This window comes from Rhodanobacter sp. FW106-PBR-R2A-1-15 (assembly GCF_058789735.1).
On the sequence record NZ_JBYTEM010000013.1, the window covers coordinates 57959 to 72311 of the forward strand.

9 protein-coding genes are annotated in these 14353 nt (G+C 67.6%); 6 read left to right on the top strand and 3 right to left on the bottom strand.

Features of this window, described 5'->3' with window-relative positions:
* Positions 1-10: 10 nt before the first annotated feature.
* The 4 genes from AC3WTD_RS08880 to AC3WTD_RS08895 all read left to right on the top strand — a co-directional run bounded on the left by AC3WTD_RS08880 (position 11) and on the right by AC3WTD_RS08895 (position 10587).
* Entirely contained in the window at positions 11-2632 is a 2622-nt protein-coding gene (locus tag AC3WTD_RS08880; RefSeq protein ID WP_492613557.1) for a glycosyltransferase family 2 protein, read from the top strand.
* Positions 2633-2775: 143 nt separating this feature from the next.
* On the top strand, positions 2776-4542 hold the full coding sequence (locus AC3WTD_RS08885) for an autotransporter assembly complex protein TamA (protein ID WP_492613558.1): 1767 nt from the start codon (positions 2776-2778) through the stop codon (positions 4540-4542).
* Positions 4543-4686: 144 nt separating this feature from the next.
* Entirely contained in the window at positions 4687-8433 is a 3747-nt protein-coding gene (locus AC3WTD_RS08890) for a translocation/assembly module TamB domain-containing protein (protein WP_492613559.1), read from the top strand.
* Positions 8434-8535: 102 nt separating this feature from the next.
* Complete coding sequence (locus AC3WTD_RS08895) at positions 8536-10587, top strand: M13 family metallopeptidase (RefSeq protein ID WP_492613560.1); 2052 nt, start codon at positions 8536-8538, stop codon at positions 10585-10587.
* A gap of 114 nt (positions 10588-10701) precedes the next feature.
* Here AC3WTD_RS08895 and AC3WTD_RS08900 read toward each other — a convergent pair whose 3' ends face one another.
* Complete coding sequence (locus AC3WTD_RS08900; RefSeq protein ID WP_492613561.1) at positions 10702-11133, bottom strand: DUF1801 domain-containing protein; 432 nt, start codon at positions 11131-11133, stop codon at positions 10702-10704.
* 134 nt (positions 11134-11267) lie between these two features.
* On the opposite strand from AC3WTD_RS08900, the gene AC3WTD_RS08905 reads away from it, so the two are divergent.
* Together AC3WTD_RS08905 and AC3WTD_RS08910 are read left to right on the top strand one after the other, a co-directional pair.
* Positions 11268-11489, top strand: a complete 222-nt coding sequence (locus AC3WTD_RS08905) for an AbrB/MazE/SpoVT family DNA-binding domain-containing protein (RefSeq protein WP_027493385.1) — start codon at positions 11268-11270, stop codon at positions 11487-11489.
* 10 nt (positions 11490-11499) lie between these two features.
* On the top strand, positions 11500-11928 hold the full coding sequence (locus AC3WTD_RS08910) for a type II toxin-antitoxin system death-on-curing family toxin (RefSeq protein WP_027493386.1): 429 nt from the start codon (positions 11500-11502) through the stop codon (positions 11926-11928).
* 200 nt (positions 11929-12128) lie between these two features.
* On the opposite strand, the gene AC3WTD_RS08915 is transcribed toward AC3WTD_RS08910, so the two are convergent.
* Complete coding sequence (locus tag AC3WTD_RS08915; RefSeq protein WP_492613562.1) at positions 12129-12704, bottom strand: class I SAM-dependent methyltransferase; 576 nt, start codon at positions 12702-12704, stop codon at positions 12129-12131.
* A 239-nt stretch (positions 12705-12943) separates the two neighbouring features.
* Positions 12944-14317: a UDP-N-acetylmuramoyl-L-alanine--D-glutamate ligase gene (gene murD, locus AC3WTD_RS08920; RefSeq protein ID WP_492613563.1), complete on the bottom strand. Its 1374-nt coding sequence runs from the start codon at positions 14315-14317 to the stop codon at positions 12944-12946.
* Between the last annotated feature and the right edge of the window lie 36 nt (positions 14318-14353).

The following is a 14353-nucleotide window of genomic DNA, read 5'->3' on the forward strand; positions in this document are numbered from 1 at the left end:
GGGGATTTTTTTGAGCGCCACCGCAGCAAACCACAACAGCCGGTATCCGCTGCTCACGGCGATCGTGCTCGCCCTGATCGTGGCCGCGATGAACATCGGGCTGTGGTGGTGGGGCAACTACCCGCGCGGGCCGGAGGACTGGCACGGCAAGGTCGGCGGCTACGCGCTGTCGGTGTTCCAGCGCTACCAGAGCCCGTTCAAGCAGGATTATCCCAGCGACGACGAGATCGCCGCCGACCTCAAGCTGCTGCATCGGTACACGGACCACATCCGCAGCTACACCATGCGGCAGAACCCGCAGCTGTACCGGCTGGCGCAGGCCGTAGGGCTGAAGGTGATGGCCGGTGCGGAGATCGACAAGCGGCTGGACAACAACGAGCGCGAGATCGAGCTGCTGATCGCCAAGGCGCGCGCCTACCCGGACACCGTCACCCGGGTCATCGTGGGCAACGAGGTGCTGTTCCGCAACGACCTGCCGCCCGAGCAGATGATGCTGTACCTGGACCGCGTGCGCGCCGCCGTGCACCAGCCGGTGTCGATCGCCGAGCCGGACTACATCTGGCTGAAGTATCCCGAGCTGGTGCAGCACGTGGACTTCATCACCATCCACCTGTTCCCGTTCTGGAACGGCGTGCCGGTCAGCGGCCCCTCCGGCAACCCCCATCCGGCGCTGGACCAGGCGCTCGGCGCCTACCAGCAGATCCGCCAGCGCTACCCGGACAAGCCGGTGGTGGTCGGCGAAATCGGCTGGCCGTCGAACGGCGACCGTCACGAGTACGCCGACCCGTCGGTGTCCAACGAGGCGATCTTCATCCGCGACTGGATGAACGCGGCCAAGGCCGCGCACATCGACTACTACCTGATGGAGGCGTTCGACCAGCCGTGGAAGGAGAACCTCGGCGAGGGACGCACCGGCGCGTACTGGGGCATGTTCAACGCCGACCGCCAGCTGAAGTTCCCGCTGACCGGCCCGGTGGTCGAGGACACCTCGTGGCCGTGGAAGGCGATCGCGGCGAGCCTGCTGGCGCTGCTGCCGATGATCCTGTTCGCGCGCCGCTTCAGCCGCTTCAAGCTGATGGGGCGGTTCTTCTTCGCCGCGCTGATCCAGCTCGCCTGCGGCCTGATCGTGTGGTCGGCCACGCTGCCGTTCAACTTCTACCTGAGCTGGGTCGACTGGACCATGCTCACCCTGCTGTTCCCGGCGCAGATCGCCATCCTCGCCATCCTGCTGATCAACGGCTTCGAGTTCACCGAGGTGCTGTGGCGGCGCGACTGGCTCCGCCACGCCGGCATGCTCACGCCCGACCCGCCTGAGAAGCAGCCGTTCGTGTCGATCCACCTGGCCTGCTACAACGAACCGCCGGAGATGGTGCAGGTCACGCTCGATTCGCTGGCCGCACTGGACTACGCCAACTTCGAAGTGCTGGTGATCGACAACAACACCAAGGACCCGGCGGTGTGGCAGCCGGTGCAGGCCTATTGCGAGAAGCTCGGCCCGCGCTTCCGCTTCTTCCACCTGGAACCGTGGCCCGGCTTCAAGGCCGGCGCGCTGAACTTCGGCCTGAAGGAAACCGCGCCGGAAGCCGACGTGGTGGCGGTGATCGACGCCGACTACGTGGTGCGCCCGGACTGGCTGTCCACCCTCACCGGCCACTTCCACGACCCGAAGGTGGCGGTGGTGCAGTGCCCGCAGTCGCACCGCGATTTCGAGCACAACCGCTTCCGCCGCATGACCGCGTGGGAGTTCGACGGCTTCTTCCGCATCGGCATGCACCACCGCAACGAGCGCAACGCAATCATCCAGCACGGCACCATGACGATGGTCCGGCGCAGCGCGCTGGAAGGCACCGGCGGCTGGTCGGAGTGGACCATCTGCGAGGACGCGGAGCTCGGCCTGCGCCTGATGCATGCCGGCTACGAGCTGGTCTACGTCGACGAGCTGATGGGCAAGGGGCTAACCCCGGCCGACTTCAAGGCGTACAAGAGCCAGCGCTATCGCTGGGCGTTCGGCGCCATGCAGATCCTCAAGGGCCGCTGGCGGTGGATGACGCAAAAGGGCCCGCTCTCGGCCGGCCAGCGCTTCCACTTCCTCACCGGCTGGTTCAGCTGGTTCGCCGACGCGCTGCACCTGATCTTCACCCTGATGGCGCTGTTCTGGACCGCGGGCATGATCGCCTTCCCGCAGTATTTCAGCCTGCCGATGCAGCTGTTCCTGATCCCGGTGATCGGCTTCTTCTTCGCCAAGGCCATCTTCGGCATCGTGCTGTACCGCGCCCGCGTGCCGTGCAGCTGGTACGACACGCTGATGGCCTCGCTGGCCAGCATGGGCCTGTCGCATGCCATCGCGCGCGGCATCCTGCACGGGCTCACCCGCCAGAAGACCTCGTTCGTGGTGACCGCGAAGAGCCGGCGCATGGGCGGCAGCAGCTTCGCCGCGTTCGCCCCGGTGCGCGAGGAACTGCTGATGGCGATCGCGTTGGCGTTGTGCATCATCGGCATGGCGCTGGGCTACGGCACGCGCTACGTCGAAGGCACCTTGTGGATGTTCATCCTCGCCGCGCAGTCGATTCCCTATGTCTCGGCGGTGATCGGCGCATGGATCGCGCATCGTTCGGGCGATACGGTCGGTTGATGCGGGCGGCGCCCGCATCGACAGGACCAGGAACGCGCTCCGGCTCCTGCCTCCAGGCAGGGTCGCCCTCGTACACACGAGTCATGCTCCACTTTGGGTAAGCTGCCGCTTATCGAAGACGCCTCGAGAACGAACCCCCGCGCATGCGCCGTCTCCGCCGACGCCCGAGCCTTCTGCTGTCGCTGTTGCTGCTGGCGTCGCAGGCCCATGCCGGGGTGCAACTGGTGGTGGACGGTATCGCCGACCCGCTGAAGGCGGCGGCGACGGCCGGCATGGAGCTGTCGCAGTACAGCCACCGCGACGTCAGCGCCGCGCAGGCAAAGCACCTCTACCAACGCGCGTCCGACCAGCTGAAGGCGGCGCTGGAGCCCCACGGCTACTACGACGCCAGCGTCACCGGCGAGCTGCAGCCGGTCGGCAAGGACTGGCGGGTAACCTTGCACGTGCAGCCGGGCGAGCCGGTCAAGGTCACCTCGGTCGAGGTGAGGCTGGCGCCGGAGGCCGCCGCGCTGGCCCCGATCCGCCGCGCGAAGCGCACGCTCGAACGGCTCCAGGGCAAGACCCTGGACCACGGCGCCTACGATGCGGCGCGCGACGCGCTCAGTGCACAGCTCACCGCCAACGGCTTCCTCGACGCGCGCCTGCTCACCCACCGGGTCGAAGTCACCCGCGCCAGCCACAGCGCGGCGATCAAGCTGGCGTGGCAGGCCGGTCCGCGTTACCGCTACGGCCAGGTGCACTTCGACGGCGCGCAGTTCAAGGACGGCTTTCTCGACCGCTACGTGCCGTTCAAGTCCGGCGACTACTTCTCGCAAAAGCAGTTGCTGGAACTGCAGCAGGCACTGAACGGCGCCGATTACTTCGCGGTGGTCAACGTGCAGCCGAAGATGGACCACGCGAAGCACGGCGTGGTCGACGTCACCGTGCAGCTGGCGCCGGCCAAGCGCACGATCTATACCGGCGGCCCGTTCATCGGCACCGACACCGGCTTCGGCGTGCGCGCCGGGATGGAGCGGCGCTGGGTCAACCGGCGCGGGCACCAGTGGAAGAACGAACTGGTGGTGGCGCAGAAACTGAAGACGCTGTCCACGCTGTACTCGATCCCGATGCCCGGCAACAACCAGCGCAGCTACAACATCGGCGCGAACTTCCGCGATGCGAACACCGCCACCTCGCAATCGCGCACGCTGGAACTGGTCGGCAACGAGACCCGCCAGTGGCACGGCTGGACCCGCAGCCTGGGCGTGCACGTACTGTCCGGCACCTTCACCGTGGGCAAGCGCGGCGGCGAGCCGGACAACACGCCCGGCGTCGAGCATGGGCACAGCACGCTGGTGTTCGGCGAGGCCGCGCTGACGCGCAAGCAGGCCGACAACCCCGACTTCGTGAGCCGCGGCTGGCTGCTCAGCGTGGCCGCGCGCAGCACCGCCGGCAGAGCGCTGTCCGACGCCAGCTTCAGCGAACTGACCGCCGACGCGAAGTGGATCCGCGCGTTCAGCCGGCGCAACCGGCTGATCCTGCGCGGCAGCGCCGGCGTGACCTGGACCGACGACTTCGCCGCGCTGCCGCCGCAGCTGCGCTTCTTCGCCGGAGGCGACCGCTCGGTGCGCGGCTACGGCTACCAGTCGATCGGCCCCCGCAACAGCGCCGACCGCGTGCTCGGCGGCCACCATCTGCTGGTCGCCAGCAGCGAGGTCGAGCACTACTTCACGCGCAACTGGGGCATGGCCGCCTTCGTCGATGCCGGCAACGCGTTCGACGGCACCGACTACCGGCCGAAGATCGGCGCCGGACTGGGCCTGCGCTGGCGCTCGCCGGTGGGCATGATCCGCGTCGACCTGGGCACGCCGATCCACGACGATCGCGCGCACGGCATCCGGTTGCATCTGGTGATCGGGCCGGATCTGTGATGAAGACGCAATCGGCCAGCGCCCGTCTTTCTCCCTCCCCTGCAACGCAGGGGAGGGTTGGGGAGGGGTCGCTCTTCGTCAATACTGAATCACTCCTTCCCGGCTTCGCCCTGGCAGAAACCATCGATGGAGCAGGCTGACGGCATGAAGTGGTTCAAGCGCACCGCGATCGCGTTCGCCACCTTGCTGCTGGTTCTGGCGGCGGCACTGTGGTGGCTGCTCGACACCAGTGCCGGGCTGCGCTTCGCGCTGGCGCGGGCGCAGGCCGGCACTGGTGGCGCGCTGCAGGTGCAACAGGCGCAGGGCCCTCTGCTCGGCCCGCTCGACCTCGCCGGCATCCGCTACGACGACGGCAAGGGCACCGTGGTGACGGTGGCGAAGGCGCGGCTGGATCTGCGCTTCTGGCCGCTGCTGGCCAGGCGCGTGCACGTGGCCACGCTGGACGTGGATGGTGTCGAGGTGGCGCTGCCCAAACCCGCCGAACAGAACAGCGCCAACGCCGGCGGCTTCTCGCTGCAGCCGCCGGTTGCGCTGATTCTCGATCGCGCGCATGTCGGCACGGTGAAGGTATCGCAAGGCGGCCAGCCGCTGTTCGCCTGCAGCCGGCTCGACCTGGCCGGCAGCTGGACCGATCGCGGCATCGAACTGCGCCAACTCGTGCTGCAGGCGCCCGACGGCCACGCCAGCCTCGACGGCAGGCTGGGGATCGGCACGCGTTACCAGGGCGACGGCAAGGCCGCCTTCGCCTGGAAAATCGGCGACACCAGTTATGCCGGCGATCTTGATGCGCACAGCGACGGCAAGCAGGCGCAAATCGACCTCCAACTCACCGCCCCGGCCGTCGCACGACTGCTGGTGGACCTGGTGCAATCCGGCGACTACGCCTGGACCGGCCGGCTCGATGCACCACGCTTCGATCCGAAGGCGCTGCTCGGTACCGGCTCGCTGAAGGCGCTGGCCATCGCCGTGCAGGGCCACGGCGACCGCTACGGCGGCACGCTCGACGGCCAGCTCGACCTCGACGACTACCCGTTGCTGCTGCAGCCGCTGCGCGCGCAGTTCAGCCGCGACTACGCCACGCTGACCCTGCAGCAGCTCAAGCTCGGCTCGCCGCGGATCAAGGGCAGCGTGGAAGTCAGCGGCATCATGCAGCTCGCGGCCAAGCCGCCCAACGCGCAACTCGACATCCGCTGGAACGAGCTGCAGCTGCCGGCGGAGCTGATCGGCCAGGCGCTGGCCAGCCACGGCGAACTCAAGGCCAGCGGCAGCGCCGACCGCTACCACGCCGATGGCAGCGTCGCGATCAGCCCACCCGGCAAGCCGGCGCAACTGGCGCTGAACCTCGATGGCACGCCGCAGCGGGTCACCCTGCACACGCTGGCACTGAAACAACCGCAAGGCGGTCTGCAGGTCGCCGGCACGCTGACCCTGCAGCCGAGCCTGGCGTGGCAGGCCGAGGCCAGTGCCAGCAAGTTCGATCCCGGCCAGCTCATCGCCGGCTGGAACGGCACGCTGGATTTCACCATTGCCAGCAGCGGCAGCCTGGCGAATAACGGACCCGACGCCACGCTGGAAATCCGCCAGTTGTCCGGCAAGCTGCGCGAGCGTGTGATCGGCGGCCACGGCAAGCTGCACCTGTCGCCAGACCAGGTGATCGATGGCCGGCTCGATCTTACCTCCGGCCGCAGCACGGTGAAGCTGCTGGCCCGCCCGGGCGCCAGCAACGACACCGACCTGCAACTGGCGATCGCCTCGCTGGGCGACTGGCTGCCGGATGCCGGCGGACGTCTGGACGGCCATTTCAGCATCCGCGGCAGGCAACCCAGGCTCAGCGTCAACGGTCAGCTGCACGGGCAGTCGCTGGCCTGGCAGCAGCAGAAGGTGGATGCGCTGCAGCTGGTGGCCGGCATCCCCGACATCAGCCATCCGGCCGGCAAGCTGGATCTGCGGACCCGCGGCGCGCACCTGCAGGGCCTGCAGTTCCAGCAGCTCGACCTGCTCGCCGAAGGCAGCCAGGGCGACCATCGCCTGGACGTCGATGCCCGCGGCAGCCAGCTCTCCGGCAGACTTGCGCTGCGCGGGGCGCTGAAGGGATCGACGTGGAGCGGCACGCTCTCCACGCTGAACCTGGAACCGCAGGGCATGCCCGGCTGGCGCCTGCTGCAACCCGCGCGGCTCAGCTACAACGACGGCGCGATGAGCCTGTCCGAGCTGTGCCTGACGGCCGGCGAACCGCAACTGTGCGTGGCCGCGAAGCAGGACAAACCCGGCAACCTCGACGCCAGCTACCGACTGCAGGCATTGCCGCTGGCGCTGCTGCTGAACGCCAGCGGCAACGCCGACCTGCCGATGCTCGCCGACGGCGTCATCGAAGGCAGCGGCAAGGTCCGCCGCAGCGCCGCCGGCGCGCTCAACGGGCACGCGTCGATCAGCTCGACGCAGGGCAGCATCAGCTACACCGACCATACCGAGGAACCCCTGCTGCGTTACCAACAGCTGCGCCTCACCGCCAACCTCGCGCCGGCCAGCCGGCGCATCGAGCTGCATGGCGGCCTCGACGACGGCGGTCGCATCGACGGCCAGCTCACCCTCAGCGGCGCGCAACAGACGCTGGGTGGCCAGCTCGACCTGCGTCTGAACAACCTAGCTTTCATCGAGCTGCTCAGTAGCGAGCTGGCCAACATCAAGGGCCACGCCGACGGCAACTTGCGTTTCGCCAGCACGCTCGGGCGGCCGGCATTCACCGGCCAGGCGAATGTGCGCGGCTTCGCTGCCGAGGTGCCATCGGCCGGCCTCAAGCTGAGCGATGGCCAGCTCGCGCTCAGCACCATGGACGCGCGGCAGTTGCTGATCCGCGGCCAGCTGACATCGGGCGCCGGCACGCTGGCCATCGACGGCAACGCCGGCTTTGGCACCGGCGCGCCGACCCGGCTGACGCTCAGGGGCAGCCACTTCACCGCCGCCGACATTCCTGCCGCGAAAGTCGTGGTGTCGCCGGACCTGACCGTGCAACAGGATGGCAGGGGCATCGACATCGGCGGCGCACTCGGCATCGACAGTGCCGACATCAACGTGGACATACTGCCTGGCGCCGGTGCCACCCGGGCCTCGCCCGATGTGGTCGTGGTCGACGAGAAACAGCAGCAAGCCGCCGGCAAGCTGCCGGTCAGCGCGACGGTCAAGGTGGATCTCGGCCAGCAGACGCACGTCATCGGCATGGGCCTGGACGGCCGCGTCGGCGGCGTGCTTACCGTGCTCGAACGCCCCAGCCGCGCCACCACCGGCCAGGGCCAGCTGACCGTCGACGGCACCTACAAGGCGTACGGTCAGAACCTCAGGATCCAGCGCGGCCAACTGCTGTTCGCCAGCACGCCGATCGACAACCCGGGGCTGAACATCCGCGCCGTGCGCAAGCTCAACCCGAACGCCACCATCGACGAAGGCCAGGAAGTGGGGCTGCTGGTTTCCGGCACCGCGCAGCGACCGATCCTCACCGTGTTCTCCAATCCGGTGATGGAGCAGTCCGACGCGCTGTCCTACCTGGTCACCGGCAAGCCGCTGTCGCAGGTAAAGAGCGGCGAAGGCGACATGGTCAGCGCCGCCGCGCAGGCGCTGGGCTCAGCCGCCGGCGACCTGCTGGCCAAAAGCGTCGGCGCGAAGCTGGGCGTGGACGACGTCGGCGTGTCCAGCAACGAGGCGCTCGGCGGCAGCTCGGCGTTCACCGTGGGCAAGTATCTTTCGCCGCGCCTGTACCTCAGCTACGGCGTCGGCCTGTTCGAGCCCGGCGAAGTGATCACCCTGCGCTACCGCCTCAGCCGGCGCTGGAACTTCGAGGCGCAACAGGCCACCGAATTCGGCCGCGCCAGCCTCAACTACCGCATCGAAAAATAACCGGCACGGTCGGCGATGGCCGGCCGGCCTGGTCCACAGGTCATGCACACAAGGTTGCCGTGGCGGACTATCGTGGGCGCTTTCCACGGCGGAGGAACGAGCATGCAGCGCACGCGATGGATACTGGCGACGGCGATCCTGTGCAGTCCGGCGGCATGGGCGGCGACGCCGGCCAGCCGGTCCTCCGGCATCGACCTGGCCGGGATCGACCACGGCGTGAGGCCAGGGGACGACTTCTTCCGCTACGCCAACGGCGAATGGCTGAAGACCGCGCAGATTCCCGCCGACCGCTCCAGCACCGGCACCTTCCTCAAGGTGTTCGAGCAGGCCGAGAAGAACACTGCCGAGCTGATCCGCGACGCCGGCGCCGGCCATCCCGCCGCCGGCAGCAATGCGCGCAGGATCGCCGACTACTACGCCGCGTGGATGGACACCGCCGCCATCGAGCGGCACGGCCTGGCGCCGCTCAAGCCGGAGCTGGCGCAGATCGACGCGATCGGTTCGCGCAGGGACCTGGCCCGCGTGCTGGGCAGCCGCCTGCGCGCCGACGTCGACCCGGTCAACGCCACCCATTTCCACACCCAGAACCTGTTCGGCCTGTTCGTGACGCAGGGGCTGGAAGATCCCTCGCGCAACATCGCCTACCTGCTGCAGGGCGGCCTGGGCATGCCCAGCCGCGACTACTACCTGTCCAGCGACCCGCACATGCTGGCAACGCGCGGCAAGTACCTGACCTACATCGGCGCCCTGCTGGAACAGGCCGGCATCGCCGACGCGGCGGCCAAGGCAAGAACCGTCCTCGACCTGGAGACGAAGATCGCGAAGGCGCAGACGGACCTGCTCGACAGCCAGGATATCCACAAGGCCAACAACCTCTGGCACATGGCCGACTTCGCGCAGAAGGCGCCGGGCCTGGACTGGGCCAGCTACTTCAAGGCCGCCGGCCTGGACGGCCAGCAGCAGATCGACACCTGGCAGCCGAATGCGGTAACCGGCCTGTCGGCACTGGTCGCCAGCGAGCCGCTGCCGGCGTGGAAGGACCTGCTGCTGTTCCACACCATCAACCAGAGCGCCGGCCTGCTGCCGAAGGCCTATGCCGACCTCAGCTTCGACTTCTACGGCCGTACCCTGCAGGGTACGCCCCAGCAGCAGCCACGCTGGAAGCGCGCGGTCGGCGCCACCAGCGGCGACCTCGGCGACGCGGTGGGCCAGCTCTACGTCAAGCACTACTTCCCGGCGTCGTCGAAGGTGGAAATCGAGCAGTTGGTGAAGAACCTGATCGCCGCGTTCAACGACCGCATCGACACCCTGAGCTGGATGACCCCGGCCACGCGCGAAAAGGCCAAGGCCAAGCTCGCCACCCTGCGCGTCGGCGTGGGCTACCCGGATAGCTGGCGCGACTACGGTTCCCTGCAGATCCGTGCCGACGACGCACTCGGCAACCACCTGCGTGCCGGCAGGTTCGAGTACGAACACCAGCGCGCCAAGCTCGGCCAGCGTGTCGACAAGGGCGAATGGTGGATGACCCCGCAGACCGTCAACGCGCTGAACCTGCCGCTGCAGAACGCGCTGAACTTTCCCGCCGCGATCCTGCAGCCGCCGTTCTTCGACCCGCATGCCGATGCCGCCGCCAACTACGGTGCGATCGGCTCGGTGATCGGCCACGAGATCAGCCACAGCTTCGACAACATGGGCGCTGAGTTCGACGCCGAGGGCCGCCTGGCGAACTGGTGGACACCGGAAGACCTGGCCCACTTCAAGGCCGCCGGCCAGCAACTGGCGAAACAGTTCGACCAGTACGAGGCGCTGCCCGGCCTGCACGTCAACGGCGAGCAGACCCTGGGCGAGAACATCGCCGACGTCTCCGGCCTGACCATCGCCTGGTTAGCCTACCGGAAGTCGCTTGACGGCAAGCCCGCGCCGGTGATCGACGGCCTGACCGGCGACCAGCGTTTCTTCCTCGCCTACGGCCAGGCCTGGCGCTCGAAGATCCGCGACGCCGCCCAGCGCCAGCGCCTCGCCACCGACGTGCACGCCCCCGCCGACTTCCGCGCGCAGACCGTGCGCAACCTGGACGCGTGGTACCCCACGTTCGACGTGAAGCCGGGCGAGAAGCTGTACCTGGCACCGAAGGATCGGGTGAAGATCTGGTAGGCGTTTGCCACTGCTGAAAACAAAGGGCCGCATGCAAGTGAGGCCCTTTTGCGTGGAGCTCGAACGGGTGTGGCCACAGGCGATTCCGCCAGAAAACCGACCGGCAACCAGGCCCTACTTTTTCCTGGCTGCCCGCTGCGCAAGCGCGGCAGCGTTGGCCGCCACCGCCGCGCGGATCAGTTGCCCGAACGCCGCCTCGTCGATCCTGTCCCCTTCGTGCAGGTCGATTGCACGTCGCGTGCTTCCTTCCATGCTCGCGTTGAAAAGCTTCTTCGGGTCGCTGATCGCGGCACCACGGGCGAAGGTCAGCTTCACGTACTGCTTGTACGACTCCCCGGTGCAGACGATGCCGTCATGCGACCACACCGGCGTTCCTCCTGACGTCGGCTTGGCCCATTTCCACTCCTCCTGAATCCCCGGATCGGCCACGTGGATGAGCCGACGAACACGCGCGAGCAACTCGCCCCGCCAATCCCCCAGCTCCTGAATCCGCCGGGTGATATTCGCTGATGCGGTTTCGCCATCCGGATGATCGGTTGGCTTCATGTTTTCTCCCTTCCCGTTTCGCCGGCCGGGTCTGCGCAGGCGGGGAAAGGAGCATAACCCGCAATGGCACGGGCGTTGCACCCAAGCCATTGCCCAATGTATAACATACGTTATAACAAACTAGGGAGATCGCCATGAAGCTCAAGATCACCACCATCGGCAACTCCGCCGGCGTCATCCTGCCGCGCGAACTGCTGGCCCGCCTGCGCCTGGAAAAAGGCGACGAACTGTTCGCGCTGGAAACCCCCGACGGCATCCGCCTCACCACCTACGACCCCACCCTGGCCAGGCAGATGGAGGTGGCCGAGGAAGTCATGCGCAAACGGCGCACCTTGCTGCACAAACTAGCGCAATAGGCAGATGAAGATGATCATCTGGATCGAAAGACCGCTCGCCATCGCCATCCACGAACGTCAGCTGGCCGAACACGGCGGCGGCTCAGGCGTGCGCGACGACAACCTGTTGGATTCCGCCCTTGCGCGCCCGAAGCAATCGCATGCCTACGGCGATCCGCCACCGGATCTCGCCGAACTCGCCGCCAGCCTGGCTTTCGGCCTGGCACGCAACCACCCCTTCGTGGACGGCAACAAGCGCACGGCTGCCGTCGCCTGCGAAGTATTCATCATGCTCAACGGCGGCATCCTCGACGCCGACGATCTCGATCTATACCCGTGCTATCTCGCTCTCGCCGAAGGCAGCCTGTCCGAAACCGAGTTCGCCGCCTGGCTACGCCAGAACATCAAGCTCAGCGGCAAAAAGCGCGTGAACGAGCCGCGTGCGCGCTACGCGCGCTGAAGCCCCACTTTTTCCTCATTCCCGCGAAAGCGGGAATCCAGTGCCATCGGTCGTTATCAGGTCAAGCCAAAACACTATCCCGGCTTGACCAGCTTCGTTGTTGAAAACAACTCGCGAGGATGACGGCGCTCAAGTGCCACTCGCGCTCGGCACCGTTTCAGAACGCCTCGATACCTTCTCCGCGAGTCGCTGGTCGTCAATCAGCGCCGGCCAGTCAGGCCGAAATGAAACGGACAACCATCCTGCAGATCAACCGATTCAATGTCGCGGAATCCGGCGTCGGCCATCCACTGCCGGCACTGTTCCGGCGTCGGTCGTATCGCCAGCGGCGGCCCGCGCGGAGTCGCAATGTCGCTGCGCCAGTGCATCACCGAAAGTACTCCGCCGTCCCGCAGGGTCCGGCGAGCTTCCAGCAGCAACTTTCCCGGCTGCGCCAGGTGCAGCAGGTTGAAAATCATTGCATGCGCCTGCGAACCGGCAGCCACGCCCGCACCGTCCGCGACGAAATCCCGCAACTCGGCCCGGATGTTGTGCAGCCCGAGGCTCGCGGCCTTCCCGCGCACCACGTCAATCATCCCCGGCTCGATATCCAGCGCGGTAACCACCCCGCTGGTGCGCTGCGCCGCCGGCACCGTGAACGAGCCATAGCCGCAGCCAAACTCGACTACATCGCCCTGCACTTCCGTCACACCGAACAGCTTTCCGACGGCCGCCTCGCAGTCGAAGAAGCTGGCCCACCGGACCTCGTCGGGCATGCCGCTTTCACGGATCTTCATGTGGCTTCCATTTACTCCCGAGCTGACGGTTCAAGCGGAGCAGGGAGACAACTCCGCCGATCAGGCCAACCATTCAAGGCTTCCGCAGGCGTGACCCTGCACTCGTCATCGGGAGCCTAGAGGCATCGCAGGCGATCGACCGCTGTCCGCTTTGAATGCAGCAAGAGCATCGTGCACAAGTGCGTTCCTACAGTGCCGGACATCGGCGATGTCGCCGACGACCAGTCCCCGCAAGCGATTCAGTCGCGCGGAGTTCCCTCGATACCCAGCCCATCAATACTGGCAATTCTGGAAGAATCAAACCCAGCCAGCGCACTGAACCGGCGACCCCGCTCGGCGTAGTCCTTGAACTGATCGAAACTGGGCGCACCCGGCGACAGCAGGATCACGCCGTGCGCAGGCGTGCGAGCCCTGGCAACTTCGACCGCACTGGCGAGATTGGCAACCAGCAGGATCGAACAGGCCACCTCGGCGCTGCGTAGCGCTGCCTCGATGCGCGCGCCATTGGCGCCCATGCAGACGATCGCATGCGCCGGCACCGCACGCATCGCCTCGACGAACGGCGTCCAGTCCAAGCCACGGTCGTGGCCGCCGACCAGCACGGTCACCGTGCGGCCGTGCAGGCTTTCCAGGGCGGCCAGCGTGGCCAGCGGCGTGGTGCTGATCGAGTCGTTGACCCAGTGCCAGCCATTGCGTTCGCCCAGCGGTTGCAGGCGGTGCGGCAGCGGTCGGAACGTCGCCAGAACGGGCGCAGCGGCGAGCGCGTCCATGCCGACCGCTTCCAGCGCGGCCAGCGCGGCGCAGGCGTTGAGTGCATTGTGCAGGCCCGGCGCCGCCAGTTGCCCGATCGGGAAAACCGCCTGCGCACCGCGGCGGATGAAACCGTCGCTGATATGCCAGCCTTCCAGCGTGCCGAACAGCAGGCGACGCGGATGCGCGGCGGTGCGTTCCAGCAGGCCTGGTTGCAGGCCGTTGACCAGCAGCGTGCGCGAGGCGTCGGCCAGCTTCAGCTTGTCGGCCACATAGCGCTCGCGCGAGCCGTGCCAGTCGAGGTGCTCCTCGTACAGGCTGGTGACCACGCCCAGCTCCAGCGGCCCGGCTTCGCCGGTCTGGAAGCTGGACAGTTCGATCACCCACAGTTCGGCGCGCTGGTCGAGCAGCTCCAGCAGCGGCAGGCCGATGTTGCCGGCCAGCGCGGTGCGCACACCAAGTGCACGCGCCAGGTGCGCGATCAGCGCGCTGGTGGTGCTCTTGCCCTTGGTGCCGGTCACCGCGATCACGCGCGCGTCGGGGTTCTCGCCGAACCACAGCGCGGTGCCCGAGGTGAACCGCGTGCCCTGCGCCTGCGCGGCCAGCAGGGCGGGCTTGTAGGCCGAGATGCCGGGCGACTTCACCACCACGTCGAACCGACTGAGCGTCGCCGCATCCGGTTCGCCGGCGACGATGTCCAGCGCAGGGTCGAACGCGCGCGCCGCCTCGACTTCGGCGGCGCTGCAGAACAAGGTCAGCGTCTGCGCCGGCAGGTACGCGCGTAAGGCCTTGATCACCGCGTGACCCTCGCGACCGAAACCCCAGATCGCCACGCGGCGATCGGCCAGTTCAGCGATACGCATGGAAGCCCCACGGTAGGAGCCCGCTTGCGGGCGATG